General features: G+C 67.5%; 25 protein-coding genes. 9 read left to right on the top strand and 16 right to left on the bottom strand.

Annotated elements, in window-relative coordinates:
• Positions 1 to 25 precede the first annotated feature (25 nt).
• The 4 genes from ppx to AO398_RS02245 all read right to left on the bottom strand — a co-directional run bounded on the left by ppx (position 26) and on the right by AO398_RS02245 (position 6418).
• On the bottom strand, positions 26 to 1573 hold the full coding sequence (gene ppx, locus AO398_RS02260) for an exopolyphosphatase (RefSeq protein WP_058190366.1): 1548 nt from the start codon (positions 1571 to 1573) through the stop codon (positions 26 to 28).
• A gap of 285 nt (positions 1574 to 1858) precedes the next feature.
• On the bottom strand, positions 1859 to 4465 hold the full coding sequence (locus tag AO398_RS02255; RefSeq protein WP_244498637.1) for an RNA degradosome polyphosphate kinase: 2607 nt from the start codon (positions 4463 to 4465) through the stop codon (positions 1859 to 1861).
• A gap of 91 nt (positions 4466 to 4556) precedes the next feature.
• On the bottom strand, positions 4557 to 5267 hold the full coding sequence (locus tag AO398_RS02250) for a hypothetical protein (RefSeq protein ID WP_058190365.1): 711 nt from the start codon (positions 5265 to 5267) through the stop codon (positions 4557 to 4559).
• 20 nt (positions 5268 to 5287) lie between these two features.
• Entirely contained in the window at positions 5288 to 6418 is a 1131-nt protein-coding gene (locus AO398_RS02245) for an AI-2E family transporter (protein WP_058190364.1), read from the bottom strand.
• 147 nt (positions 6419 to 6565) lie between these two features.
• Between AO398_RS02245 and purM the strand changes: the two genes are divergently transcribed.
• Both purM and purN read left to right on the top strand, forming a co-directional pair.
• Positions 6566 to 7633, top strand: a complete 1068-nt coding sequence (gene purM, locus AO398_RS02240; protein WP_058190363.1) for a phosphoribosylformylglycinamidine cyclo-ligase — start codon at positions 6566 to 6568, stop codon at positions 7631 to 7633.
• A complete protein-coding gene (purN, locus tag AO398_RS02235; protein WP_058190362.1) occupies positions 7633 to 8283 on the top strand; it encodes a phosphoribosylglycinamide formyltransferase in 651 nt (216 codons plus the stop codon). Before purM ends, purN begins: the two co-directional genes overlap by 1 nt.
• A gap of 59 nt (positions 8284 to 8342) precedes the next feature.
• Here purN and AO398_RS02230 read toward each other — a convergent pair whose 3' ends face one another.
• Complete coding sequence (locus AO398_RS02230; RefSeq protein ID WP_058190361.1) at positions 8343 to 8708, bottom strand: hypothetical protein; 366 nt, start codon at positions 8706 to 8708, stop codon at positions 8343 to 8345.
• Positions 8709 to 8877: 169 nt separating this feature from the next.
• Positions 8878 to 9300: a nucleoside-diphosphate kinase gene (ndk, locus tag AO398_RS02225; protein WP_058190360.1), complete on the bottom strand. Its 423-nt coding sequence runs from the start codon at positions 9298 to 9300 to the stop codon at positions 8878 to 8880.
• A gap of 270 nt (positions 9301 to 9570) precedes the next feature.
• Between ndk and AO398_RS02220 the strand changes: the two genes are divergently transcribed.
• On the top strand, positions 9571 to 10035 hold the full coding sequence (locus AO398_RS02220; protein ID WP_058190359.1) for a DUF2147 domain-containing protein: 465 nt from the start codon (positions 9571 to 9573) through the stop codon (positions 10033 to 10035).
• 3 nt (positions 10036 to 10038) lie between these two features.
• Here AO398_RS02220 and AO398_RS02215 read toward each other — a convergent pair whose 3' ends face one another.
• Positions 10039 to 10674 carry a glutathione S-transferase N-terminal domain-containing protein gene (locus AO398_RS02215; protein ID WP_058190358.1) on the bottom strand — a complete coding sequence of 212 codons (636 nt, stop codon included), beginning with the start codon at positions 10672 to 10674 and terminating at the stop codon, positions 10039 to 10041.
• Positions 10675 to 10908: 234 nt separating this feature from the next.
• Between AO398_RS02215 and AO398_RS29270 the strand changes: the two genes are divergently transcribed.
• The 4 genes from AO398_RS29270 (at position 10909) to AO398_RS02195 (ending at position 14637) form a co-directional block, all read left to right on the top strand.
• Positions 10909 to 11208: a hypothetical protein gene (locus AO398_RS29270; protein WP_058190357.1), complete on the top strand. Its 300-nt coding sequence runs from the start codon at positions 10909 to 10911 to the stop codon at positions 11206 to 11208.
• Positions 11209 to 11325: 117 nt separating this feature from the next.
• Entirely contained in the window at positions 11326 to 13365 is a 2040-nt protein-coding gene (locus AO398_RS02205) for an FUSC family protein (RefSeq protein ID WP_058190356.1), read from the top strand.
• Positions 13366 to 13389: 24 nt separating this feature from the next.
• Complete coding sequence (locus AO398_RS02200) at positions 13390 to 13584, top strand: DUF1656 domain-containing protein (RefSeq protein ID WP_058190355.1); 195 nt, start codon at positions 13390 to 13392, stop codon at positions 13582 to 13584.
• On the top strand, positions 13585 to 14637 hold the full coding sequence (locus tag AO398_RS02195; protein ID WP_058190354.1) for an HlyD family secretion protein: 1053 nt from the start codon (positions 13585 to 13587) through the stop codon (positions 14635 to 14637).
• Positions 14638 to 15699: 1062 nt separating this feature from the next.
• On the opposite strand, the gene gatB is transcribed toward AO398_RS02195, so the two are convergent.
• From gatB to AO398_RS02165, 5 genes are all read right to left on the bottom strand, one after another.
• Positions 15700 to 17172 carry an Asp-tRNA(Asn)/Glu-tRNA(Gln) amidotransferase subunit GatB gene (gene gatB, locus AO398_RS02185; protein ID WP_058190595.1) on the bottom strand — a complete coding sequence of 491 codons (1473 nt, stop codon included), beginning with the start codon at positions 17170 to 17172 and terminating at the stop codon, positions 15700 to 15702.
• 207 nt (positions 17173 to 17379) lie between these two features.
• Entirely contained in the window at positions 17380 to 17679 is a 300-nt protein-coding gene (locus AO398_RS02180; RefSeq protein ID WP_058190352.1) for a hypothetical protein, read from the bottom strand.
• Positions 17676 to 19154 carry an Asp-tRNA(Asn)/Glu-tRNA(Gln) amidotransferase subunit GatA gene (gene gatA, locus AO398_RS02175; protein WP_201025697.1) on the bottom strand — a complete coding sequence of 493 codons (1479 nt, stop codon included), beginning with the start codon at positions 19152 to 19154 and terminating at the stop codon, positions 17676 to 17678. The genes AO398_RS02180 and gatA overlap by 4 nt, the downstream gene beginning before the upstream one ends.
• A 74-nt stretch (positions 19155 to 19228) precedes the next feature.
• On the bottom strand, positions 19229 to 19516 hold the full coding sequence (gatC, locus tag AO398_RS02170) for an Asp-tRNA(Asn)/Glu-tRNA(Gln) amidotransferase subunit GatC (protein WP_007564343.1): 288 nt from the start codon (positions 19514 to 19516) through the stop codon (positions 19229 to 19231).
• A gap of 137 nt (positions 19517 to 19653) precedes the next feature.
• On the bottom strand, positions 19654 to 19848 hold the full coding sequence (locus AO398_RS02165; RefSeq protein WP_058190350.1) for a hypothetical protein: 195 nt from the start codon (positions 19846 to 19848) through the stop codon (positions 19654 to 19656).
• A 117-nt stretch (positions 19849 to 19965) separates the two neighbouring features.
• Here AO398_RS02165 and AO398_RS02160 point away from each other — a divergent pair, with 117 nt between their 5' ends.
• Both AO398_RS02160 and ruvX read left to right on the top strand, forming a co-directional pair.
• The gene (locus AO398_RS02160) at positions 19966 to 20532 is read left to right on the top strand and encodes an SMI1/KNR4 family protein (RefSeq protein ID WP_058190349.1); all 567 of its coding nucleotides are present in this window, start codon (positions 19966 to 19968) and stop codon (positions 20530 to 20532) included.
• Between the two features lie 107 nt (positions 20533 to 20639).
• Positions 20640 to 21134, top strand: a complete 495-nt coding sequence (gene ruvX, locus AO398_RS02155) for a Holliday junction resolvase RuvX (protein WP_058190348.1) — start codon at positions 20640 to 20642, stop codon at positions 21132 to 21134.
• Here ruvX and dprA read toward each other — a convergent pair.
• From dprA to hisF, 4 genes are read right to left on the bottom strand one after another with little or no spacing between them, the layout of a single operon-like run.
• Positions 21124 to 22323, bottom strand: a complete 1200-nt coding sequence (gene dprA, locus AO398_RS02150) for a DNA-processing protein DprA (RefSeq protein WP_058190347.1) — start codon at positions 22321 to 22323, stop codon at positions 21124 to 21126. The genes ruvX and dprA overlap by 11 nt on opposite strands.
• A 31-nt stretch (positions 22324 to 22354) precedes the next feature.
• Positions 22355 to 22960, bottom strand: coding sequence for a glycerol-3-phosphate 1-O-acyltransferase PlsY (gene plsY, locus AO398_RS02145; protein WP_058190594.1), 606 nt, complete (start codon positions 22958 to 22960; stop codon positions 22355 to 22357).
• A complete protein-coding gene (locus AO398_RS02140; RefSeq protein ID WP_058190346.1) occupies positions 22960 to 24264 on the bottom strand; it encodes a dihydroorotase in 1305 nt (434 codons plus the stop codon). Before AO398_RS02140 ends, plsY begins: the two co-directional genes overlap by 1 nt.
• On the bottom strand, positions 24261 to 25064 hold the full coding sequence (gene hisF, locus AO398_RS02135) for an imidazole glycerol phosphate synthase subunit HisF (RefSeq protein WP_058190345.1): 804 nt from the start codon (positions 25062 to 25064) through the stop codon (positions 24261 to 24263). The genes AO398_RS02140 and hisF overlap by 4 nt, the downstream gene beginning before the upstream one ends.
• Positions 25065 to 25070 lie beyond the last annotated feature (6 nt).

Here is a 25070-nt window from a genome sequence, read left to right as displayed (position 1 = left end):
CTGCGAACGAGGTGGCCGCCCCGAGTCAGTTGCCGCCGATCTCGATCCGTCCATCTAGCCCGACCACACGGCCGAGGCCGCGGACGCGGTTCAGCAGGCGATCACTGGCGAGGGCAGCCCAATCCTGCGGCATCCGCAGCGTGATGCGGCCGTCCTCGACGACCACCGGGGCGCGGGGGAGTGCCCCATCCATTCCGGCTGAGATCGGAAAGGCGACACGCAGCAAGGCTCCGAGAAGGCGCGCCCGCTCGAACAGGCGCGGTCCAGCGATGGTCCTGAGGATCGGGTTGGCCTTTTCCGGGGCCACGCCGCTGTGGCGGAGCGACACCGAGAGGGCGAGATAAGCCCGCCCAGGATGGTCCACCCCGACGAAGGCGGCGTTCTGGATCGCTGCGATGCTCTGCTCATCGCGATAATCGGGATGCGCGCGCCAGCCGACATCCGACAGGAGGCAGCCCGCATGGCGCAGGCGACGCTCGTCTGCCGTCTCGGGGCCATCCAGCGTCGCCACGAACCGGTCCGTCCAGGCGATCAATTCCTCCCCATGGAGAGGCGAGCGCGCGCGCAGGCCGTTGAATTCGGCAGCCGAGGCGAGAAGCGGATCGATCAGGCGCGTGTCGCGGTCGAGTTGCTCGAACAGCAGCCCCTCCCGCACCCCGGAGGCCGAGATCGCGACCTCGCGCGGCCGCCCGACGCGGATGATCTCCTCGAGGACCAAGGCCCCGTAGGCCAGCAGCGGGCGCCGCGCTTCCGAGATCGTATCGACATCCTGGAGCATCGCGACGTCGGTCTGCTCGACGATCTGCAGAAAGCTCATCTCGTCGGTCGGCTCGACCGCGTAGCCGTGCATGACGTGGACGGGGTAGCCGCGGGCCGCCTGGTGAAGCCGTGCCAACGCGCGCCAAGTGCCGCCCACCGCATAGAACGTCCGGCCGCGCAGGGTCTCGAGCTGCGGCTCGGCCTTGCGCATGTGCTCCCGCACGATCTTGGCGGCCTTCTTGATCGAACCGCCGGAGAGGTCCTGCAGGGCCAGCCCGCCGAGGGGCATCGTCACCCCCTGCCCGACCACGGTGCCGCGGACATCCACCAGTTCAAGGGAGCCGCCGCCCATGTCGCCGACAACGCCGTTCGGCGCGTGGAAGCCCGAGATCACGCCCATTGCGGACAGCTCCGCTTCCCGGCGGCCCGACAGGAGCTGGATCTCCTGGCCGCAGGCCGCCTCGGCGGCGCGCAGGAAGTCGGGACCGTTTTCGGCATCCCGGGCCGCCGCCGTCGCCAGCACGAACACCCGGCCGACGCGCATCGTCTCGCACAGCACGCGAAAACGACCCAGGGCGGTCAGGGCACGGTTGACCGCGTCCTCGTTGAGCCGGCCGGTGGTCAGGACGTTGCGGCCGAGGCCGCACAGGACTTTCTCGTTGTAGAGCGGCGTCGGCGCGCGACTCAGGCCGTCATAGGCGACAAGCCGCACCGAGTTTGAGCCGATATCGATGATTGCCACCGGCGGCCGCAGGTCACGCGAGGGCCTGTCGGCGGAATGCGCGAGGGTGAGGTTGGCGCGAGGGCTGCCCAAACGTCCGAGTCCTTGATGGATTGTGGCCGGCCGGACCGGCGGGCCACGCGTGCAATCCAGAGCCGTGTTCGACGGTGCGGCGACCGAACTGGGCTCCAAGTCGATGATACGAATCCCTGGCGGCCGAACCGATAGCCTTGGCGGCGGCGATTGCTCTAAGCCCAATCGCACCGGCGGGGCAACGTTTCGTCCGTGAGGCTTTCCAGGGGAACGCAGAGTCCTCACGCAGAGCTGCACAACCCGTTTGCGAAACCTGTCGAGTCGTCTGCGCATCCGTCGGCGCACTTAGCCACGTTGGGCCCGACGGCTCAAAGCACGTGGGCTCGACTTCTTCGACGCCTTACCGCGTCCGGAAAGACTCGGGTTCGTCATGAAATACTTGTGCGCGTTGAACGGCTCTTCACCCTCCGCAGGCTGAATCCGCTCGCAGCCGCCGGAGGCAAGCAGCCGCCAACTCTGGCGATTGTCCAGGAGATTGGCCAGCATGATCTGGTCGAGCACCTGTTGGTGCACCGTCGGATTCGTGATCGGCAGCAGCGCCTCGACCCGGCGGTCGAGATTGCGGCTCATCAGATCAGCCGACGAGATGTAGATCGTTGCCTTCGGGTGGGGCAGCCCGACGCCGTTGCCGAAGGCGTAGATTCGGCCGTGCTCCAGGAAGCGCCCGACAATCGACTTGACCCGGATCGTCTCCGACAGGCCCGGGATGCCCGGCCGCAAGCAGCAGATGCCGCGCACGACGCAATCGATCTGCACCCCCGCGGAGGATGCATCGTACAAGGCGTCGATGATCTGCGCATCGACGAGCGAATTGCACTTGATCCAGATCGCAGCCGGCCGCCCGGCCTTGGCGTGGGCGACCTCCGCCTCGATGTTCTCCAGCAAACGATTCTTCAGCGTCAGCGGTGAGACCGACATCCGCTCCAGCTCGGCGGGCTCGGCGTAGCCGGTGATGAAGTTGAAGATCCGCGAGACGTCACGGGCGATCGCCGGGTCCGCGGTGAAGAACGACAGGTCCGTGTAAACCCGCGCCGTGATCGGGTGGTAGTTGCCCGTGCCGACATGGCAGTAGGTGACAAGCTTGTCGCCCTCGCGCCGGACGACCAACGACAACTTGGCGTGAGTCTTCAGCTCGACAAAGCCGAACACCACCTGGGCACCGGCCTTCTCGAGGTTGCGCGCCCAGCGGATATTGGCCTCCTCGTCGAACCGCGCTTTCAACTCCACGAGGGCAGTGACCGACTTGCCGAGCTCGGCGGCTTCGGCGAGCGCCGCGACGATCGGCGAGTTCGAGGAGGTCCGATAGAGCGTCTGCTTGATCGCCACCACGTTTGGGTCCCGGGCGGCTTGCGCCAGGAACTGCACCACCGAGTCGAACGACTCGTAGGGGTGGTGGACGATGAAGTCCTTCTGGCGGATCGCCGCGAACACGTCGCCGCCGCTCTCGCGGATACGCTCGGGGAAGCGCGGATTGTAGGGCTTGAACTTCAGATCCGGCCGGTCGATCCCGACGATCTGCGACAGCTCGTTCAGGGCCAGCATGCCCTCGATCAGGAAGATCGCGTCGGCGGAGATCTCCAGCTCGTCGGCGACGAAGCTGCGCAGCTCCTCGGACATGCCGGATTCGACTTCGAGCCGGATCACCACGCCCCGGCGGCGCTGCTTCAGCGCGGTCTCGAAATGCAGGACGAGATCCTCGGCCTCCTCCTCGATCTCCAGATCCGAATCGCGCACCACCCGGAATGCGCCGCTGCTCTTCACCAGGTAGCCGGGGAACAGCCGCCCGGTGAACATGCCGATCACCTGCTCGATCGAGATCAGGCGCGCGGCGGTCTCGCTCTCGCTGGTGGGCAGGCGAACGAACCGATCGATGACGCCCGGCACGCGGATCAGGGCCCGCAGCAACCGGCCGTCGCGCGGCCGCACCAGCATCAGCGCGATGGTGGTGCCGAGATTGGGGATGAACGGGAACGGGTGCGCCGGGTCGATCGCAAGCGGCGTCAGAACCGGAGAAACGTGGTTGAGAAAGTACTCCTCTAACCAGGCGGCCTGCTCGGCCGTCACGGCCGCCGGCTCGACGATCTCGATCTCCGAGGCCTGCAGCTCCACGCGCAGCTCGCGCCAGCGGGCCTGCTGATCGGCGGCAAGCCGCGCCACCTCGATGCCGATTCGGTTGAGTTGCTCGGACGGCGTGAGGCCATCCTGTGACGGGAGGGTGAGCCCGGCCCGGACCTGATCGATCAGGCCAGCGACGCGGACCATGAAGAACTCGTCGAGGTTGTTCGCCGAGATCGACAGGAAGCGCAGGCGCTCCAGCAGCGGATGGTTCGGGTTGGAGGCTTCCTCCAGGACCCGACGATTGAACTGGAGCCAGGACAGCTCGCGGTTCACGAAGCGCTCGGGGGAATGGCGCAGCGAGCGCCCGGCCTCGACGACGGGCTCGCGGGCAGCACCCACAGCCTGCTCCACCGGCACGGTGGGGACGGCAGGCCACTCATCAGTGGTGTCGACCGGTGTGGGGGCCGGTTCGTGGGCCGCACCTGCGGCGTCCGTCGGCACGCTTCTCGGAGCCGCGATCTTCGTGGCCGCTTCCGGGGCGGTTGTGCTGCCGATGGTGGTCCCGTTGATGGCCGCGTTCCGGGCGGTCGCGTTCCGAGCGGAAGCTGTCCTAGCGGTCGCTGCTTTGGCAGGTGTGGTCTTCGAAGGCACGCCCGGGGCAGTGGCAGACGGAGCTGCCGTGGATGGCGCGGCCGCACTCTGGGCAGCCGTATTCCTGGCCGGCGCTCGCTTGACGGCGGGGCGGCGGGGGGCCGGATTGGTCGCGTCGGGCCGACGGGGCTCCGCGGCCTCGTCGGCGGCGTCGCGGTCCATGGGCTTCTGCGTCGATTCCATTCCGATTCCTGTCCTTGCCGGTGCCGGCGCCTTTAGCATTCTACACCCCTAGCTTTCACGACGCTTTCGTGACGGCCACCGGGTTCCGATTTTACGCCTCCGCGTCGGCCTCGTCCTCAAAGCCCATGCGTCTTAGCACGGCCAGAGCCAGCGGCCGGCTGATCCGCCGTCCACGCCCGAGCGCGTCGCGGTCCAGTTCCGCTACCAAGTCCCGGGCCCGTCCGAGGGAGCGATCGATTCGCAAGGCCAGCGCGTCGATCACGCTGAGATCCACCACCAATTGCCGGTCGACGAACAGCTTGACTAGGACGGCGCGCAGCAGGGCGTCGTCCGGCGCCTCGATGGCGATGCTGGGGGCGAGGCGAAGACGGGAGCGCAGATCCGGTGTCGCGAGTCCCAGCGCGTCGATCCCCGCCGCGCTGGTCAGCAGGACCGGGCAGGCGAGTTCCCGGGCCCGATTGAGCAGGTGGAACAGGGCCGCCTCGTCCCGGCCGACGTCCCGGTCGATATCCTCGATGACCAACGCACCGTTCGACACGAGGTGCTGCACCGCGTCGGACCCGACCTCTGCCGCCGTCACCGTCCAGGCATGGGCTCGCTCCGCCCAGATTGCCGCCAGATGGCTTTTGCCGCTGCCCGCCGGACCGTTGAGCACGAGCACGCTGTCGGGCCAATCCGGCCAGGCCTCGATCAGCAGGTAGGCCGCCTCGTTTGCCGGCCCGACCAAAAAATCCTCGCGGCCGTAGCGGGGATCGAGCGGCAGATCGAAGGCCAACTGCCGGGGTGGGGCGTTCTCGCGCATGGGGGGCTCGGTTGGGGCGCTCAGGACGAACGCGCACCGGTGGTGGTTAAGGTTCGACCGCCCTCGTCATTGAGGTTGATCAGGACCGGTTGTTCAGCGTGGTAGAGGCGACTCTGAAGATAGCGCGCCAGGGCGAAACGCACGAGGACGCCGATCGAAGCGGCCACCGGCACGGCGAGCAGCAGGCCGACGAAGCCGAACAAGGACCCGAAGGCCAACAGCGCGAACATCAGCCAGACCGGATGCAGGCCGGTGGATTCGCCGACGAGCTTCGGCGCGATGACGTTGCCTTCGAGGAACTGGCCGATCAGGAACACGCCTATCGTCAGCCCGAGATGCAGCCAGTCGGAGGACGGCCAGAACTGCACCAGCGCGACGCCGACTGAGATGAGGAACCCGGTCAGCGTGCCGACATACGGGATGAAGGTCAGAAAGCCGGCGATCAGGCCGATCAGCACACCAAAATTGAGCCCGACCAGCCAGAGCCCGACCGCGTAGAAGCTGCCCAGGATCATGCAGACCAGGGTCTGCCCGCGCACGAAGCCGGTGATCGCGCCGTCGATCTGGCGGGCGAGGTCGCGCACGGTGGCCCGGTGCCGGGGCGGCACCCAGCTGTCCAGGGCTGCCATCATCCGATCCCAGTCGACCAGAATGTAGAAGGCAACCACCGGAGTCACCACCAGCAGCGAGGCAATCGAGATCAGGGCCTGGCTGCCCGACCAGATCGACTTGAGGAAGGCGAGCAGCCACGCACCGCCCTGGCTCGCCAGGGTGCCCACGGAGGATTGGAGCTCGGTCAGCACGTTGTCGCCGCCGACCCGCTCGAGCAGCGGACCGGCACGTTCGGCGATGATCCCCTGGAGCCGCGAAACCATGCCGGGCAGTGCGTTGACCAGGGCGGCCACTTGGCTTCCGGTGAGCGGGATCAGGATCAGCAGCGAGACGATCAGCGCGATCACAAACAGCGCCAGGATCAGCAGGCTCGCGGCCAGGCGACCGAGCCCGAGGCGTTCCAGCCGGTCGGCCAGGGGATCGAGCAGATACGCCAGAGCGATTCCTGCCACGAAGGGCAGCATCACCTCCCGCAGTAGGTAGACGAGGATGCTGAGTGCGACGAGTATCGCAAGCCCGATAACAGCCCGTGCGCGCATGATGTCGTCCTCCCCCCGACGCCTCATACTACGCCCCGCCGCAGAGTGGGCATCGGCCTTCCGCCGATCAAGCCTCGGCGCAGGCGACTCGCGCGGCGCGCTGGAAGCCGCTAGAGCGAAGCCGATGTTGACCGGGACGACGCTGGCATGACGGCCAAGGATGGACAGGGACTGACCTACGCGGAGGCGGGCGTCGATATCGATGCCGGCAACGCGATGGTCGAGACGATCAAGCCGCTGGTGCGCTCGACGCGACGGCCGGGAGCGGATGCCGAGATCGGCGGCTTCGGCGGCCTGTTCGATCTGAAGGCCGCGGGATTTCGCGATCCGATCCTGGTGGCGGCCAACGACGGCGTCGGCACCAAGGTCAAGATCGCCATCGAGACCGGCCGGCACGACACGATCGGCATCGACCTCGTGGCAATGTGCGTGAACGACCTCGTGGTCCAGGGCGCCGAGCCGCTCTTCTTTCTAGATTATTACGCGACGGGCAAGCTGGTACCAGGTGTCGGCGCCGACATCGTGCGCGGCATCGCCGAAGGCTGCCGGCAGGCAGGCTGCGCGCTGATCGGCGGCGAGACCGCCGAGATGCCCGGACTCTATGACGGCTCGGATTACGATCTCGCGGGCTTCTCGGTCGGCGCGGCCGAGCGCGGCACGCTCCTGCCGAAGGCGGGCATCAAGCCGGGCGACGTGGTGCTCGGCCTGCCCTCCTCCGGGATCCATTCCAACGGCTTCTCGCTCGTCCGGCGGATCGTCGCCAAGACCGGCCTCGGTTGGGACGCTCCGGCGCCGTTCGATCCGTCGCGCAGCCTCGGCGATGCCCTGCTGGAGCCGACCCGGATCTACGTGAAGCCGCTGCTCGCTGCGCTTGCGGCGACAGACGGCATCCGCGCGCTGGCCCACATCACCGGCGGCGGCTTCCCCGACAACCTGCCCCGGGTGCTGCCGGACGACGTCGGCATCGCCATCGACCTTGATGCGATCACCCCGCCGGCGGTGTTCGGCTGGCTCGCCCGCGAGGGCGGTGTCGCCGAGGCGGAGATGCTGCGGACGTTCAATTGCGGGATCGGCATGGTGGTGATTGCCGCCGCCGAGGCGGTCGACGATGTCGACGAGGCCCTCACCCGAGCCGGCGAGGCGCCCGTACGCCTCGGCCGGATCACCGCGCGCGGGCCCGAGCCCGTGACCTTCAGCGGACGCCTCGCGCTTTGATGGCGAGTCCCCGCAAGATCCGCGTCGCGGTCCTGATTTCGGGGCGCGGGTCGAACATGGTCGCGTTGATCGAGGCGGCGAAGGATCCGGCCTACCCGGCCGAGATCGTACTGGTGCTGTCGAATCGGCCGGACGCTGCCGGCCTGGGCCGGGCGGCCGAAGCCGGGATCCCGGCCCGGGCGGTCGACCACAGGGCCTTTCCGGATCGCGCCAGCTTCGATGCTGCCCTCGACGCCGAATTGCGCGCCGCCGACGTCGATCTCGTGTGCCTCGCAGGCTTTATGCGGATCTTCACGCCGGCTTTCGTGGCCGGTTGGGCGGGGCGGATGCTCAACATCCATCCCTCGCTGCTGCCCCTGTTCAAGGGCACGCATACGCACGCGCAAGCTCTCGAAGCCGGCGTGCGGCTCCACGGCTGCACGGTGCACTTTGTGGTGCCGGAGCTCGATGCCGGGCCGATCGTGGCGCAGGCTGCCATCCCGGTGCGCGAGGGCGACGATCCGGATAGCCTCGCCGACCGGGTGATCGTTCAGGAGCGCCGGCTCTACCCGGCGGTTCTGGCTATGGTAGCAGGCGGACGCGCTCGCCTCGAAGGTGATCGCGTCGTCATCGCCGACACTGCGCCTGAAGGCGTCTTGTTCAGCGTGTAATGGGGATCCCGAAGGGACGAGTCCCTTCGGCAGGGTCCGGGGCAGCGCCCCGGGAATGATCAGACCGGCCGCTGCAGCTTGCAGCTGTCGAGTGCCGACAGAGCCTTGGCGCGGGCGGAGTCGTTGAAATAGCCGGTGGCCCGGTAGGCTTCGATCTCGGACTCATCGAGGCTGCGCAGCGTCTGCTTGGCGTAGCAGCCGCAAGGACGCTCTAGGGAGGCCTCAGGGGCGCTGGTCAGCCGGGCCTGAACGATTGTGCAGGCGTGGCGTACGCGGCCCTCGAGATTCGCCTTGGTGGCGGTCTTGAGCGCGGGATCCGGCTCGTACTGTTGGAACGGGGCCGGGGATCCGCCCGCGAAAGCGGCGGTCGCGCCGATCGCGATCAGGCCGGTCGCGATCAGCAAGTGCAGGCGGCGCATCGTCATGGTCTTGGCGGTCCAGAGCTGAGGTTGGGTAACCTTGACCGTTGGTCGCCTTCTACCCTCGATCCGTCAATGACGGTCCGGACACACCGGGGGGCATTTGCCGCGCCGCCGGGTGGGCCGCGCTCGGATGGCGCGCCGGTGTGCCCGACCCGCCACCCTGGTTTCCGCCTCAGGCGGCGATATCGGAATCCTGGAAGAACTGCGCGATTTCGAGGTTGGCGTTCTCGGCGCTGTCCGAGCCGTGCACGGTGTTTTCGCCGACCGACTCGGCGAACCGCTTGCGGATGGTGCCCTCGGCGGCCTGGGCCGGGTTCGTGGCGCCCATGACTTCGCGATACTTCGCCACGGCGTTCTCGCCCTCGAGCACCTGCACCACCACAGGGCCGGAGGTCATGAAGCTCACGAGCTCCCCGAAGAACGGCCGCTCCTTGTGGACCTCGTAGAACTTTTCCGCCTGCTCCTTGGTCATGCGAATGCGGCGCTGAGCGACGATGCGCAGGCCCGCCTCCTCGATCACCGCATTCACGGCGCCGGTCAGGTTGCGCCGGGTGGCGTCGGGCTTGAGGATCGAGAAGGTGCGCTCGGTGGCCATGGTCTGTCCGGTCTGTCTGTGGAAAAGGCGGCGGGTGCGCGCCGGGCTGACGCGCGCATCGCAGGCGCGAAAATTTCGCTTCCGCGGCAGGCTTATAGCGGGCGCCATACCCGGCCTCAACCCGCCCTAGACGGCGGTATGGGACAAGCGTGGCCGTGGCTCTGCCGCAACACCGCCGAAAAATCGCCTGATTGCGACGGCTCTGTCGACCCAAGCCGATTTCGTCCACCCCCTAAGGCGCCTTCGGTGCCCAATATTCGGAGACGAACCATGCGCCTCGCCCTCAGCACTGCTCTCCTCCTCGGCGGCCTCTCCGCCGCCGCCGCTGACACCGGGAAGGATCCGTCCGGCACCTGGCTCACCGGGGATGGCCGCGCGAAGATCCGGATCGACCGATGCGGCCCCGGCCAGAAACTCGTCTGCGGCAAGGTTGTCTGGCTCAAGGTGCCGACCGCCGAGAACGGCGCTGCAAGGACCGATGCGAAGAACCCCGATCCGAAGAAGCGTAGCCGTCCGGTGATCGGGCTGCAGCTCATCGACGGACTGAAGCCGGACGACGAGAAGTTCACCGGCGAACTCTACAACATCGAAGAGGGCAAGGTTTACACCGTCAGCCTCGAGCGCGAGAGCGAGGCCGAGCTCAGTGTCTCGGGCTGCATGCTCAAGGTGCTGTGCGGCTCGCAGACCTGGACCCGGGTGCCGGACGTGAACCAGCAGGCCGCCAACAAGAACTGACGCTCAGATCGCCGCGAGGCCGCGCTGTACGGCCGGCCTCGCCAGAACGGTCTCGAGCCAGCGCGCGACATTCGGCAGGCCGGCAATCTCGACACCTTGCTTGAAATTCAGTTTGGCCCAAGTCACCGTCGCGATGTCGGCGATCGAATAATCGCCCGCCAGATAGTCCCGGCCCGTCAGCCGCCGCTCCAGGACGCCGTAGAGGCGGTTTGCCTCCGCGGTGAACCGGTCGATGGCGTAGGGCACTTTCTCGGATGCGTAGATCTTGAAGTGATGCGTCTGGCCGAGCATGGGTCCAAACCCCGCCACCTGCCAGAACAACCACTCATCCACGGCCACCCGGGCCCGCTCGTCCGTCGGATAGAACTGGCCCGTCTTGCGGCCGAGATATTGAAGGATCGCGCCGGACTCGAACACTGTGATCGGTTGCCCACCTGGCCCGTCCGGATCGACGATTGCCGGTATTTTGTTGTTGGGCGAGATCGCGAGGAAGTCGGGAGCGAATTGCTCATTCTTCGCGATGTTGACCGGGATCACACGATAGGGGAGCCCGCATTCCTCGAGCATGATCGGAATCTTCCAGCCGTTCGGCGTGCTCCAGGTATGGAGGTCGATCGGCCGTCCCGACACCGCTGCCATGATTGATCTGCTCCACGACCGATCGCACGGCGGCGCGGCGTTCCCCCGCCGATCTCGGACACTCGCGGCAATGAAGACGATTTCCCGGCTGCGCTCAAGAGCATCGCTGACGCGTGGCTCACGTTTACGAGATCGCAGGCCTGACCTGTTGGCGAAAGCCGCCAAGCCCTTGTCGCGACCGCGCGCGCGCGGTGAGATCGCATCCCGGAACCGTTGCGATTCCGGGGGGATTCGATGATCGACCGATTTGTGCGGATCGCGGTGCTCACAGCACCGCTGTTTGCGGCCCAGCCGCTCTTGGCCAAGGACGCGCCCGCGATGCCTCCGGCCGCAAGCCAGGCTCCGGCGGCTGCGCCGGCTGCACCCGCCGTCAAGGCGCCGAGCCCCGGGCAAAGCGCTGCGCGGGAGCGGCAAAAGACGTGCGGCGCCGAATGGCGCGGGCTCACCGATGCGCAGAAGGCCGCCCAGGGACCCAAATGGCCTCAGTTCTGGAGCAGCTGTAACAAGCGCTTGAAGGGAGGCGACAAAGCCTAAAGAAACCCGAACCGCCGCGCTGCTCATTCGTTTCTGAATTTCGAACGGTTGAAGCGGGAACCAGCGCGGACATGATGGATCGGCGGGCGTCCTGGCCGGTGGCGGCTCGCGTGCGGCATGGCTGAGGCGTCGGTCGCCGCGGGCAAAAACCAGCCTGCCGCCCCTCTCACCGATCGTCTTGTCGGCTTTCTTGATGCCTGGGTACCCAAGCCTGCAGCTTGGGCCTACGCGTTGCGCATCTGGATTGCCATGATGCTGGCGCTCGCCGCGGCTTTCTGGCTTCAGCTGGATAGCGCATCCTCGGCGGCGACCTGCGTTGCGATTCTGGCTCAGCCCAAACGGGGGCAGGCGCTCTCCAAGGCCGTCTACCGCCTGCTCGGGACGCTGATCGGCGCTGCCGTGTCCATCGTGTTCATGGCGGTGTTCGGGCAGGACCGGGTCCTGTTGCTGGTCTCGTTCACGGTCTGGATGGGACTATGCGTCTTCACGGCGCAGTACCTCCAGGATACCCGTGCCTATGGCGCGATGTTGTCGGGCTACACAGTGGCAATCATCGCGCTGGGCCAGATCGACGAGCCGCAAGGCACTTTCGACGCCGCGGTCTCCCGCGTGGCCGTCATCGTGTTGGGTATCCTCGTCATCACGTTCATCAACGACGCCCTCGCCTCTCCGAGCACGTGGCGGGCGCTGTTGCCGCAACTTGGCAAAGCCTGGGATGATACGCGTGCCTACGCGCGCGAGACGCTGGACAAAGGCGATCTCGGCGCCTCCCGCACCGCTGCGCTGATCCGCACCATCGCGCCGATGCGTGCCGATGCCAACGCTATCGCCGGGGAGCTGGATGACGGTCCTTGGCGTGCCGCGGGTGCGCGCAGCTGCATTGCGGCCCTCTATGTCCTGGCAGCGGCGATCCGTGCCGTCGCAGCCGCCGCCGCCTGTCTGCGCATGCGCAGCCCCGCCGTTGAGGAAGCGCTCCGGATCTGCGGTCGTGTCGCCGATGATCCGGATCCCGAGACCCTTGAGCGGGATGACGAGCGCCTGCGTGATCTCGTCGATGCCGCGATCCGGGATGGCAACCGGCCTCTCGACGAGGTCGTGGTGCTCCAGCGCGCCCTCGACGTGGTCTGCGCGGCAACGTTCGCGCAGGACGGTATGCGAGCCGTGGCCGACGGCCATCGACCCTTGCGCGACGCGAACCTGCCGACCCACCGAGATTTTCCCGTGGCCCTGCGCGGTGCGTTGCGGGTGGCCATCGGTTTCGCGGTGACGGCCGCCACCTTTGTGGCACTCGGTTTGCCGCAGGCCTCCTTTGCGCTGGTTCAGGTCGCCGCCACCGCAGCCCTGTCCTCGGTGACACCCGACCCGAAAAAGTTCGCCAACGGCGTGGTGATCGGCATGAGTCTCGCAGCGAGCTTCGCAGGTATCGCCCGCTTCGCGTTTCTCGACGGTGTCCAAGGCTTCCCGATGCTCGCCATCGTGATGGCCCCGGTAATCTTCCTTGGGTGCTTCCTGTCACTGAATCAGAAGACCTTCGGGATCGGCTTCATCCTGATCGTGTTCTTCCCGGTGCTGCTCGGCCCCTCCAATCCGCAGAGCTACGACGCCCAGACCTTTCTGCTGAACGGGTTCCTCGTCGTGGCCGCCGCCATCATCCTGTCGATTGTGGTGCGCGTGCTGTTGCCGGTCACGCCGGCGCAGCAGCGGGTCTATGCCCTCGAGTCGGCGCAGCGGGCCCTGGCCGATGCCCTCGTGGGTGAAGGTGGCGACGCGACAACCCGCACCAGCCTGAACGCCGACCGCCTGTTCCAGTTCGCCGGTTACAGTTCGGGCAGCGGGGCGGTGCGGCGGGCGAGCCTCTCCCACGCTTTCGCACTGGCTCGGTTGGAGGCTGCAGCCGCGCGGGCCCATGCCGAGTTGCGCCGTCTCTGGCCGGTCGAATCCCTGCGCGGAGCGATCCAGCGGGCACGAGCAGGCTTGGCCGGTGGCGACGACCGAGCTTTGGAGATAGGCGCCCGCGACCTCATTCGTGCGGCCTCGCGGCAGGACCGAACCGTGCGGCTGTCCACGGCGCGGGCTGCGAGCGATCTGGTGACGGCGGCGCGAACCATCGCGCGTCACCGGCAGTTCCTTCGTCGCCTCGACGTCGCACTCTTCTAACGCAAAGGTTGACCCGAGACCGGCATGTACGAGGACATCCACATCGGCGGGGTGCTGATCTCCTCGTTCGTCGGTTATGCGCTTGCCGCCTTCGTGATCCTCCTCGGACTGCGCTGGGTTTTCGCCCGTATCCGCTTCAGCCATTACGTTGCCAACGCCCCGCTCGCCGAGGCCGGCATCTACGTGTGTGTCCTCGCCCTCCTGATTGCGTTCATCTAGATGCCTGCCACCACCGCCGACGAGGACGATCCGAAGGCCGCTGCGCGCGAGGAGGCGCAGAGCCGAACCGATCCGCCGCCGCTCACCGCGCGCCGGGGCCGCGCCGCGAAGATCTCTCGCTTGGCCGCCACCGGCGTGATCCTGCTTTTTGCCTTCGTGGCTGCGGCGTTCGTCTGGGAATTCTACGTTGCCGCACCTTGGACCCGGGACGGAAGCGTCCGCGTTCAGGTTGCCAACATCGCCCCGCAGGTGTCGGGGCAGATCGTGTCGTTGCGCGTCCAGGATAACCAGTTCGTCCATAAAGGCGACCTGCTCTACGTGATCGATCCGGTCGATTTCGAGGTCGCGGTCACCTCGGCCGATGCCGAGGTGAAGAACCGCGAGGCCGACCTTCAGGTGAAGAACGCCCAGTCCGCCCGACGGCAGGCGCTTACTACCGTCTCAACCTCGGTGGAGGAGAAGCAACAATTTGCCGGAGCGGCCAAGATCGCCGAGGCGACTCTGGAAAGCGCTCAGGCACAGCTGCGGCAGGCGAAGGTCAACCTCGAACGAACCCAGGTAAAGTCTACGGTCAACGGTCGGGTGACCAACCTCCTGATGCGTGTGGGTGACTACGCGCGCACAGGGACCTCGAACATCAGCATCGTCGATACGGATTCGTTCTGGATCGACGGCTATTTCGAGGAGACCAAGATGGCCAACATCCATGTCGGCGACGCCGCTGACGTCAAACTGATGGGCTACGACCCGCATATCACCGGGACGGTCGAAAGCATCACCCTCGGCATCTCCACCGCTAACGCCGCCGCGAGCACGCAGGGGCTGCCGGACGTGAACCCGGTCTACACCTGGGTGCGCCTGGCCCAGCGCGTCCCGGTGCGCGTCCGTATCGACAAGAAGCCCGCCGACATGCCCCTGGTGGCCGGCATGACCGCGACCGTGGTGGTGGGTACCGGCCGAGCGCCGATGCCAACGTGGTTCATGGATCTGCGTAACCGGGTCTCAGGGCTGACAAACAGCGCGATCGGCACACATGAGGCGGATCGGCGCTAAGACCGGCCGGGGACGGGACACCTCATAGCCTTGCTGGGTTCACGCCGTATGATCCAGGAGGACCCGGCGCCGAAAGGGTCCCCGTGATCCGGACCGCACGCTGCGCGGCCCCTCGTTGTACTCAGCGACTTAGCCCTGACCGCTCCGGTTAAAGCCGCACCCTTCATCATCCAGAATGGCCAACCTTTCGCTGGCGCCGGGTGACAGAAGCGAATGGGTGGGTTCGATCACGCCTGGGCGCAGGTGGTCTACTGTGGGCATAAGCAGGTCCTGTCCGAGGTCCCGCCAACCTGTCCCAGAGAGGTTTGGCGAAGGCAGAGGAGGACCGGTGCTACAGCAACGGTATTCAGTGCAAGGTCGGCGCCGATGGGGCGAAGGAAGCCGCGAACCCGATCCTGAGCAGCAGCTTCGCCACGAAACAGTCTTCCAACACCGTCCTGGGGAGGGCTGACAGACGCAGTCAGCCTGGCGACGCTGAAGAATCTTCCCAGCGAGCCATCCCTCGTTTCATCGACGACGACCGAGTCGGCATCACGTGATCGGAACGAATTCCTATGGGATCGTCAACGTTTTGCTGCGTAGTGCTCAACCCCGCAAGACTTTGCTCTGGCGATACTGCATTGCAGCGCGATTGATCGGGCTTCGAGGAAAGGAAGCGCGGCCGGAAATTCCGTATTGACGCAAGTCAACAGCCGGCGCAGTCTTCAGGGGTGTTCGGCGACGACGGACACAGACCAGATCAACGGACAGCATGTCGGGAATGTGCTGCGTCAGATTGGTTGGTCGAAGCTGGAGGAGACAGGCATGACTCCACCGCAGCGTGACGCCGCTTAGACGGTTTCGGGACAGGTTCGGCCCGGAGCTCAGCGGCACCAGACGAACAGCCAGACGGAAGCGACCCCAGGGGCACAGAAGCGGCCATGATATGGCCCGTCTTCGAATGCGCGAAAGGCCCCACTTAGCGCCGCTTCCGCCGCGGTTTCTCTTCGCAGGACCTGTTCCACCATCACCCGCCCGGCAGGGCCGCGGCGGGATAAACCGATGGCATGATCCGGGTGTCGCTCAGGCGATCCCGAGTTTCTCCTTGAGCAGCGCGTTGACCGCCGCCGGGTTCGCCTTGCCGCCGGTCGCCTTCATGGTCTGACCGACGAACCAGCCGAGCAGGGTCGGCTTCTCCTTGGCCTGGGCGACCTTATCGGGGTTGGCCGCGATGATCTGGTCGATGGCGGCCTCGATGGCGCCGGTGTCGGTCACCTGCTTCATGCCGCGGCTCTCGACCACGGCGCGCGGGTCGCCGCCCTCGGTCCAGACGATCTCGAACAGGTCCTTGGCGATCTTGCCGGAGATCACGCCCTCGCCGATCAGGTCGACGATCGCGCCGAGCTGATCGGCCGAGACCGGCGTCGCTTCGATCGAGAGGCCTTCCTTGTTCAGGCGGCCGAACAGCTCGTTGATCACCCAGTTCGCGGCAGCCTTGCCGTCGCGTCCCTGGGCCACCGCCTCGTAGTAATCAGCCGAGGCCCGCTCGGCCACGAGCACGCCGGCATCGTAGGGCGAGAGGCCGTAATCCTTGACGAACCGGGCCTTCTTGGCGTCCGGCAGCTCCGGCAGGCCGGCGGCCAGGGCGTCGACATAGGCTTGGTCGAATTCGAGCGGCAGCAGGTCGGGATCGGGGAAGTAGCGGTAATCGTGCGCCTCTTCCTTGGAGCGCATCGAGCGGGTCTCGCCCTTGCCCGGATCGAACAGGCGCGTCTCCTGGTCGATCTTTCCGCCATCCTCCAGGATCGCGATCTGGCGGCGCGCTTCGGTCTCGATTGCCTGGCCGATGAAGCGGATCGAGTTGACGTTCTTGATCTCGCAGCGCGTGCCGAGCGGCTCACCCGGAAGGCGCACCGAGACGTTCACGTCGGCGCGCAGCGAGCCCTTCTCCATGTCGCCGTCGCAGGTGCCGAGATAGCGCAGGATCGTGCGCAGCTTGGTCACGTAGGCCTTGGCCTCCTCCGACGAGCGCAGGTCCGGCCGGGAGACGATCTCCATCAGCGCCACGCCCGAGCGGTTGAGGTCGACGAAGCTCTTGGTTGGATCCTGGTCGTGCAGCGACTTGCCGGCATCCTGCTCCAGGTGCAGGCGCTCGATGCCGACCGTGATCGACGTGCCGTCGAGCATGTCGACCAGCACCTCACCCTCTCCGACGATCGGGTCCTTGTACTGCGAGATCTGGTAGCCCTGCGGCAGGTCCGGGTAGAAGTAGTTCTTCCGGTCGAACACCGAGCGCAGGTTGATCTGGGCCTTCAAGCCCAAGCCGGTACGGACCGCCTGCGCGATGCATTCCCGGTTGATCACCGGAAGCATGCCGGGCATGGCGGCATCGACCAGAGAGACGTGATCGTTCGGCTCTGCCCCGAACTCGGTGGAGGCGCCGGAAAACAGCTTGGCCCGGCTGGAGACCTGGGCATGGACTTCCATGCCGACGATCACCTCCCAGTCGTGCAGGCCGCCCTTAATAAGTTTTTTGGGATCGACAGGTGCGTTCATGGTCGTCCGGGCCGGAAAAGGCTTGTCAGGGGCTTCCATTCCCACCCCCTCATCCTAAGGCGCCGCGAAGCGGCCTCGAAGGAGGGCTCCAGGGATCGCGCGCCCGCTGGAGGCTCCTTCGAGGCCCGCTCGCGCGGGCACCTCAGGATGAGGGCGCGAGTAGGAGCAGGCGTCGTCCGATCACTTACGGGTCGCGCGCGCCAAGAATCAAGCGCGGCGGGCGATCGCCCGGCGGGCCCCGTAGCCGATCATCGCCCAGAGCAAAGCCGCGATGGCCCGCACCGGAAAGAAGGTCGGCCCGTCGTGGGTGATCGGGGCTGGCCACGGTATTCCGGCGGCGCTCACCGCCCAAGAGAACAGCACCGAGAAGCCCAGCGCCGCAATCGCCGCGATGAACACCTTGCCGAACTGGCTGGCGGTCCATCCGAGATAGACCGCCACCACGATCAGCGCCGGGTCGAACGCGGCCCAGATCCAGACCGTCCAGGGATAGAACGGGACGGTCATGACCACCAGGGCTCGGGCAGGATGGTCCGGCCGGCGGCCTCCTCGATCACCTGGGCGACCGCGAACAGCGTCTCCTCGTCGAACGGCCGGCCGATCAGCTGGAGGCCCAGCGGGAGGCCCTGGCCGTCGATGCCGGCCGGCACCGCGATTCCGGGCAGCCCCGCCATGTTCACCGTCACGGTGAACACGTCGTTGAGATACATCTCCACCGGGTCGGCTGAGGCCTTCTCGCAGATTCCGAACGCCGAGGACGGCGTCGCCGGGGTCAGGATCGCGTCGACGCCCGCCGCATAGGCCTGCTCGAAGTCGCGCTTGATCAGCGTGCGGATCTTCTGGGCGCGCACGTAATACGCGTCGTAATAGCCGGCCGAGAGCACGTAGGTGCCGATCATGATCCGGCGCTTGACCTCGCGGCCGAAGCCGGCGGCGCGGGTGTTCTCGTACATCCCGGCGATGTCCTTGCCGGGCACGCGCAGGCCGTAGCGGACGCCGTCGTAGCGGGCGAGGTTCGAGGAGGCCTCCGCCGGGGCGACGATGTAATAGGCCGGCAGCGCCGACGAGGTGTGCGGCAGCGAGATCTCCTTGATCGTCGCGCCGGCATCCTTCAGCCAGGCGGCGCCGTCGTCCCAGAGCTTCTGGATCTCGGCCGGCATGCCGTCGACCCGGTACTCCTTGGGGATGCCGATGGTCAGGCCCTTCACCCCGCGGGAGACCGCCGCCTCGAAATCCGGCACCGGAAGGTCGACGCAGGTGGTGTCGCGGGCGTCCGGGCCGGCCATCGAGCCGAGTAGGATCGCGCAATCGCGCACCGTGCGGGCGATCGGGCCGGCCTGGTCCAGGGAGGAGGCGAAGGCCACCGTACCCCAGCGCGAGCAGCGGCCGTAGGTCGGCTTGATCCCCACCGTGCCGGTGAAGGCGGCGGGCTGGCGGATCGAGCCGCCGGTATCGGTGGCGGTGGCGCCCAGGCAGAGCCGCGCCGCGACCGCCGCAGCCGAGCCGCCGGACGAGCCGCCCGGCACCAGCTGCGCGTCGGAGCCCTTACGCCGCCAGGGCGAGACCACGTTGCCGTAGGCGCTGGTTTCGTTGGACGAGCCCATGGCGAATTCGTCGAGGTTCAGCTTTCCCAGCATCACCGCGCCGTCGCGCCAGAGGTTGGCCGAGACGGCGGATTCGTAGTGCGGGACGAAGGTCTCCAGAATCTTGGAGCCGGCGGTGGTGGTCACGCCCTCGGTGCAGAACAGGTCCTTGATCCCCAGCGGGATGCCCTCCAGCGGGCGAGCCTCGCCGGTGGCGAGCTTCCGGTCCGCCTCATCCGCCATCTTGAGGGCGTGGTCGGGCGTCTCACGGATGTAGGCATTCAGCACGCGGGCCTTTGCCATCGCGTCGAGATGCGCCTGGGTCAGCTCGCGGGCCGAGATCCGCTTCGCCTTGAGGGCGTCGCGTGCCTCGGCCAGGGTGAGTTCGTTCGGATCCACGCTGTTCACGCCCCCGCGCGCGCCGTCGCGCGCATGCCGCCAGAATTCATGCTTCGCCGAAGGCCGGATGCAGCCTACTCGACGACCTTCGGAACCAGGAAGTAATTGTCTTCGGTCTCGGGGGCGTTGGCGACAACGTCGGCGGCGCGGCCGCCCTCCGTGACGACGTCCTCACGCTTCTTCATCGCCATCGGGGTGACCGAGGTCATCGGCTCGACGCCGGACACGTCCACCGCGCCGAGCTGCTCGACGAAGGCCAGGATGGCGTTCAGCTCACCCTGCAGCGGACCGACCTCGTCGTCGGTGACTGCGATCCGCGCCAGATGCGCGATGCGCCGAACCGTCTTCTCGTCGACCGACATGCCGTCCCGTTCACCCTTGCCCGGGGGGCTTCCCCGGCGCCAAGCCGGGCTATAGCACTGCGCTTCGACGCGCCGCAACGCGGGCGATGGCCCGCTCGGCGACACCGCTGGAACAGACCCGGTGAGGCCGGCTCGGATCAAGTCACCACGTGGTTCGGCGTGACCGACATCTCGATCAGGATCCCGGCGCGCCGCACCGGCTGCAGGACTGACAGCGAAACACCGAGGACGAGCACTTCGAAGGCCAGGACCAGCAACCAGCACTGCTTGCGGGTCATGGTCTGCGGGCGGCGGGACGGGCGTACAGCGGTGGGTTGGCCGATCGTCGACATGGCGATACCCGGAACGAGAATTAACGAAGTCTTAACCGACTTATTCGCGAACGGCTCCGGGCGCAGCTGTGTCGATCTGCGGATAAGGTTAAGCCTGTGGACGGTGGAGCGGGTGTGATGTGGGAACAGGTTTTCACGAGCCTGTCGGCCGGGTTCACGGCACAACCGGCCGACTTGGACCGGGCGGCGGCGGAGCTGGGCTTCCCCCTGCCTGCGTCCTACCGCAGCTTCTGCGAGACCTGCGGTATCGGCTTGGCGGGCGAGCAATTCCGGATCGCCGTCCCGGCGCCGTTCGAGGCTAGCGATCTCGCCACGCAAGCCGGGGTCATCGCCATCAGTGTCGGCAATGCCGTGGCGATGCTTGAGGATGGCGATGCGGCGCACCGATTCGATGTCGAGGACGGTGACCCCGCGGTGATCGAGCGCGCCTGCTTCTTCGGCGTGGGCGAAGATGGCAGCTTCCTGTTCTGGGACGTCGCCGGGACCGGCGAGGAGTACGATATCTGGCTTTTGGCCCCCGACCTGGAGACGGTGCGCTTCGGCGGTGAAAGCCTGACCGACTTCTTCGGCCGCGTGACTAGGCCGTCCGCTGCACTGGTCCTGGGACCTGGCGCGACGCCGCTTCCCGCTCGATTCGAGGGGATCGCGGAAGCAACGCTGGCGCGGGGCACCGGGGTCGCTTAGAGCATCGCCCAGGATCGGGATCCCAGGCGATGCTCTAAGTTTCGACGCGGCATCGTTTTTTCCGAAAGACCGCCAACACCTTTCGGAACGATACATCAGGCAGCGGCATGAATTTCGACGAAATCCGCATTTTCGCCGCCGCATCGCGCGGCGGCGCGCGCCTGATCGGAGTCGATCTCGGCACCAAGACGATCGGGCTCGCCCTATCGGATCTCGGCCGCCAGATCGCCACGCCGCTCGAGACGATCCGGAGGGTCAAGTTCACACCAGACGCGCAGCGGCTTGCGGCGTTCTGCCGGCAGCACGCGGTCGGGGGCTTGGTGATCGGCCTGCCCCTGAACATGGATGGCAGCGAAGGACCACGCGTTCAGTCGACCCGCGCCTTCGTGCGCAATCTCAAGCCGATCATCGATATCCCGCACGTGTTCTTCGACGAGCGCCTGTCCACCGCCGTGGTCACCCGGGCGCTGATCGAAGCGGATGCCTCCCGGGCCCGGCGCGGCCAGCTCGTCGATAAGCTGGCCGCCGCCTATATCCTGCAGGGGTGCCTGGACGTGATGCGCAACTTGGCCGACTCCGATGCGGAGCCGGTCAGCGACTGAGCAGCGAGACCGCTCCGCTGCCGTGCCGCTCGATCCGGCCGTCGAGCTCCAGCTCCAGCAAAACTGTCTGTACCACTCGGGCGCCGACCCCGGCGCTGCGCGCGAGTTCGTCGGTCCCGACCGGGCTCGGCCCGAGCAGGGCGATGATCTTCTGGCGGTCGTCCGTCGGCTCGTCCGATTCGATCGGCGGTGCCTCGTAGCTGAAACCCGAAGGGCTGCCGTCGATCGAAAACACCCGTCCCTCCAGCTCGATCTCGTCCCAGAAATCCGGCTGCTCGGCGAGGTCCGGCCGCTGCCGGGCGGGGGCGGCGTCGGGGTCGGGACCACGCTCGATGATCGGGCCGATGACGTCGATGACGTGCTGCACCTCGGCCACCAGGGTCGCGCCCTGCCGGATCAGGTCGTTGGTGCCTTCCGCGCGCGGGTCCAACGGCGAGCCCGGGACGGCGAATACTTCGCGGTTCTGCTCGAGGGCATACCGCGCCGTGATCAGTGAGCCGGAGCGGCGCGCCGCCTCGACCACGATCGTCCCGTACGACACGCCCGAGATGATGCGGTTGCGGCGGGGAAAATCGCGGCCGCGCGCCTCCCAGCCCATGGGCATCTCGGCGAGCACCGCGCCACCCTCTCCCAGGATCGCGTCGACCAGGGCGGCGTGGGTGGCCGGATAGATCCGGTCCTGACCGCCGGCCATCACCGCGATCGTGCCGCTCTGCAGGCTGGCCTTGTGGGCGCGGGCGTCGATCCCCCGGGCGAGGCCCGACACGACGGCGAGCCCGGCTTCCCCGAGGCCCCGGGCCAGTCGCTCGGTGAAAGCGAGCCCCGCGGTCGAAGCGTTGCGCGAGCCCACAAGGGCGACAGCAGGCCGGTTCAGAATGTTCGGGTGGCCGCGCACGGCGATGAGGGGCGGCGCCGCGTCGGCGCACTGGAGCAGGCGCGGATAATCCGGCTCGCCGGTGGCCAACAGCCGCCCTCCGAGACGCGCCAGGGCTGCGAGCTCGTCCTCGGCCTGGCCGCGGCTCGGCGGCTCGATGCGTCGGCCGCGGCGCTGGGTCAGGTCCGGCAGGGCTTCGAGCGCTGCGGTCGCGCCGCCGAACCGGTTGATGAGGGTGCGGAAGCTGCGCGGGCCGATACCCTCGGTCCGGATCAGACGTAGCCAGTCGAGGCGCTGGGCATCGGTGAGCTGCATAACGCACCCCGGATCGCGCCTCGGCGCGCGCTCACCCCTTCTGGCCGATGCGCCCCTCGCTGCCGGCCACGAGTCGCCGGATATTGGGAGCGTGCTTCCACCATAGCAGCAGCCCGAGCAGCAGGAACAGCAGAGCTTGCGTCGGCGCCCCAAGCGCCCACAGCACCAACGGCGTGGCCGCGGAGGCCGCCAGGGCGGCGAGCGACGAGTATTTCAGCGCGAAGGCGAGGCCGAGCCAGATCGCCGCGAAGGCCGCTAGCGCCGGCGGGCTGAAGGCCAGCAGCACGCCGATAAAGGTCGCCACCCCCTTGCCGCCCTTGAAGCCGAGCCAGACCGGGAAGAGATGGCCGAGAAAAGCCCCGAGCCCAGCGGCCAGGGCCGGGCCCTCGCCGAGGAACTGCCGGGCGATCAGCACCGCCGCTGTCCCCTTGAGCGCGTCACCGAGCAGGGTGGCCGCCGCGAGACCCTTGCGGCCGGTGCGCAGCACGTTGGTGGCGCCGATATTGCCCGAGCCGATCGCCCGAACGTCCCCCAACCCGGCGAAGCGCGTCAGGATCAGCCCGAACGGGATCGAGCCCAGTGCATAGCCGAGGGCGAGGCCGCCGAGAGCGGCCGGCGTCGCAAGGTCCGGGGTCATCATGCCGCCGCCGCCAGATCGTCGATCGCATGAACGATTCGGCCGTCAACCAGCGTCAGGACCGCGGCGCCTTGGAGCCGTGCCTCGTCGAAGGGCGAGTTCTTGGAACGCGACTTCAGCCGGCGCTTGTCGAGCACGTAGGGCAGATCCGGATCGATCAGCACAAGGTCGGCCGGGGCGCCGACCGCGAGCCGGCCGGCCTCACGCCCGAGGATCCGGGCGGGGTTCACGGTCAGCGCCGCCATCAGCTTGTTCAGCGCGAGGTCGCCCGTATGGACCAGGCGCAGGGACGCGCCGAGCAGGGTCTCGATCCCGAGGGCACCGTCAGCCGCCTCCGCGAAGGGCAGGCGCTTGGTCTCGACATCCTGCGGGTTGTGGTCCGAGACGACCACGTCGATCACGCCCTCGTCGAGCGCCCGGACCATGGCGTGCCGATCGGCCTCGTCGCGGAGCGGCGGCGACAGCCGGCAGAAGGTGCGGTAATGGCCGATATCGTTCTCGTTCAGCACGAGGTTGTTGACCGAGACGCCGCATGTCACGGGCAACCCGTCCTGCTTGGCCCGGCGTACGATCTCCACCGAATCGGCGGTCGAGATCATCGCTGCGTGGTAGCGGGCGCCGGTCAGACGCACGAGGCGGATGTCGCGCTCCAGCATGACGGTCTCGGCCTCACGGGGAATGCCCATCAGCCCGAGGCGCGAGGCGAGCTCGCCCTCGTTCATCACGCCCTCGGCGACGAGGGCGGCATCCTCGACATGCTGCATCAGCAGGGCATCGAAATCCCGCGCGTAGGTCAGGGCGCGGCGCATCACCTGGGCGTTCGCGACGGCGTGGAGACCATCCGTGAACGCCACGGCACCCGCTTCCTTGAGCAGACCGAACTCGGTCATCTCCTTGCCGGCCAACCCCTTGGTGATCGCGGCAGCGGGAAGGACATGGACGCAGGCGGTATCCCGGGCGCGGCGGAGGACAAAATCCACGATCGCCGGCCCGTCGATCACAGGGTTGGTGTCTGGCATGCAGACAAGCGTGGTCACCCCGCCCGCCGCCGCCGCGGCGCTCGCGGAGGCCAGGGTCTCCCGATGCTCGGCCCCCGGCTCGCCCACGAAGGCACGCATGTCGATCAACCCCGGGGTGAGGACCCGGCCGCGGCAGTCAATGACGGCGGTCTCCGCCGGGGCTCCGGGGGCGGCGCCCTCGGCGATGTCGGCGATGCGGCCGCCGCGCACCAGCACGGCGCCGCGCGACTCACGGCCCGTCACCGGATCGAGAAGGGTCGCGTTGGCCAGAAGGGTGCTGCTCACAGGGGCGCTCTCGCTGATGATGCCGGACCGTCGAGACGCATGGCGAGGCCGGAAGCCGCCATATGGGCCTTCGCCTCCGCGATCGTCGCCTGCCCGAAATGAAAGATCGAAGCCGCCAGGACCGCACTGGCGCCGCCCTGGGCCACGCCGGCCACGAGGTCGTCGAGGCCGCCCACCCCGCCCGAGGCGATCACCGGCACGCTCACGGCGTCGCTGATCGCCCGCGTCAGCGCGAGGTCGTAGCCGGAGCGGGTGCCGTCTTTGTCCATCGAGGTGACCAACAGCTCGCCCGCGCCCTTTTCGGCCACAAGACGAGCGAAGGCGACGGCGTCGATCCCGGTTGGGTCGCGGCCGCCATGAGTAAAGATTTCCCAGCGCGCTGGCGCATCGGGGCCGGAGACCCGCTTGGCATCAATCGCCACGACGATGCACTGCGCGCCGAACTTTTCCGCCGCCCGGGCGACGAGGTCCGGATTCTTCACGGCCGCGGTGTTGATCGCCACCTTGTCGGCGCCGGCGAGCAGGAGCGCCCGAACGTCCTCGACGGTGCGCACGCCGCCGCCAACGGTAAGCGGCATGAAGCAAGCTTCTGCGGTCCGGCTGACGATATCGAGGAGCGTGCCCCGAGCTTCGCGGCTCGCGGTGATGTCGAGGAAGCAGAGCTCGTCGGCCCCAGCCGCATCATAGACCTTGGCCGCCTCAACGGGATCGCCGGCGTCACGCAGTCCCTCGAAACGGACGCCCTTCACGACGCGGCCGTCCTTCACGTCGAGGCAGGGGATGATGCGGGTTTTCAGCACGGTCCC

Source organism: Methylobacterium sp. GXS13 (assembly GCF_001455965.1).
GTDB lineage: Bacteria > Pseudomonadota > Alphaproteobacteria > Rhizobiales > Beijerinckiaceae > Methylobacterium.
Note: the sequence above shows the minus strand (reverse complement) of the source record. Positions and strands in the feature narration are given on the sequence as shown.

What these genes read in the sequence shown, in the direction of transcription:
- AO398_RS02230 (WP_058190361.1), bottom strand. Translation starts at nt 8,708, where the DNA reads ATGACGATGCGCCGCCTGCACTTGCTGATCGCGACCGGCCTGATCGCG.
- gatC (WP_007564343.1), bottom strand. Translation starts at nt 19,516, where the DNA reads ATGTCGGTCGACGAGAAGACGGTTCGGCGCATCGCGCATCTGGCGCGG.
- AO398_RS02180 (WP_058190352.1), bottom strand. Translation starts at nt 17,679, where the DNA reads ATGACCGTCCCGTTCTATCCCTGGACGGTCTGGATCTGGGCCGCGTTC.
- AO398_RS02205 (WP_058190356.1), top strand. Translation starts at nt 11,326, where the DNA reads ATGGCTGAGGCGTCGGTCGCCGCGGGCAAAAACCAGCCTGCCGCCCCT.
- dprA (WP_058190347.1), bottom strand. Translation starts at nt 22,323, where the DNA reads ATGCAGCTCACCGATGCCCAGCGCCTCGACTGGCTACGTCTGATCCGG.
- AO398_RS02160 (WP_058190349.1), top strand. Translation starts at nt 19,966, where the DNA reads ATGTGGGAACAGGTTTTCACGAGCCTGTCGGCCGGGTTCACGGCACAA.
- AO398_RS02220 (WP_058190359.1), top strand. Translation starts at nt 9,571, where the DNA reads ATGCGCCTCGCCCTCAGCACTGCTCTCCTCCTCGGCGGCCTCTCCGCC.
- AO398_RS02245 (WP_058190364.1), bottom strand. Translation starts at nt 6,418, where the DNA reads ATGCGCGCACGGGCTGTTATCGGGCTTGCGATACTCGTCGCACTCAGC.
- AO398_RS02200 (WP_058190355.1), top strand. Translation starts at nt 13,390, where the DNA reads ATGTACGAGGACATCCACATCGGCGGGGTGCTGATCTCCTCGTTCGTC.
- AO398_RS29270 (WP_058190357.1), top strand. Translation starts at nt 10,909, where the DNA reads ATGATCGACCGATTTGTGCGGATCGCGGTGCTCACAGCACCGCTGTTT.
- ruvX (WP_058190348.1), top strand. Translation starts at nt 20,640, where the DNA reads ATGAATTTCGACGAAATCCGCATTTTCGCCGCCGCATCGCGCGGCGGC.
- plsY (WP_058190594.1), bottom strand. Translation starts at nt 22,960, where the DNA reads ATGACCCCGGACCTTGCGACGCCGGCCGCTCTCGGCGGCCTCGCCCTC.
- AO398_RS02165 (WP_058190350.1), bottom strand. Translation starts at nt 19,848, where the DNA reads ATGTCGACGATCGGCCAACCCACCGCTGTACGCCCGTCCCGCCGCCCG.
- AO398_RS02195 (WP_058190354.1), top strand. Translation starts at nt 13,585, where the DNA reads ATGCCTGCCACCACCGCCGACGAGGACGATCCGAAGGCCGCTGCGCGC.
- ndk (WP_058190360.1), bottom strand. Translation starts at nt 9,300, where the DNA reads ATGGCCACCGAGCGCACCTTCTCGATCCTCAAGCCCGACGCCACCCGG.
- AO398_RS02250 (WP_058190365.1), bottom strand. Translation starts at nt 5,267, where the DNA reads ATGCGCGAGAACGCCCCACCCCGGCAGTTGGCCTTCGATCTGCCGCTC.
- purM (WP_058190363.1), top strand. Translation starts at nt 6,566, where the DNA reads ATGACGGCCAAGGATGGACAGGGACTGACCTACGCGGAGGCGGGCGTC.
- gatB (WP_058190595.1), bottom strand. Translation starts at nt 17,172, where the DNA reads ATGAACGCACCTGTCGATCCCAAAAAACTTATTAAGGGCGGCCTGCAC.
- purN (WP_058190362.1), top strand. Translation starts at nt 7,633, where the DNA reads ATGGCGAGTCCCCGCAAGATCCGCGTCGCGGTCCTGATTTCGGGGCGC.
- AO398_RS02255 (WP_244498637.1), bottom strand. Translation starts at nt 4,465, where the DNA reads ATGGAATCGACGCAGAAGCCCATGGACCGCGACGCCGCCGACGAGGCC.
- AO398_RS02215 (WP_058190358.1), bottom strand. Translation starts at nt 10,674, where the DNA reads ATGGCAGCGGTGTCGGGACGGCCGATCGACCTCCATACCTGGAGCACG.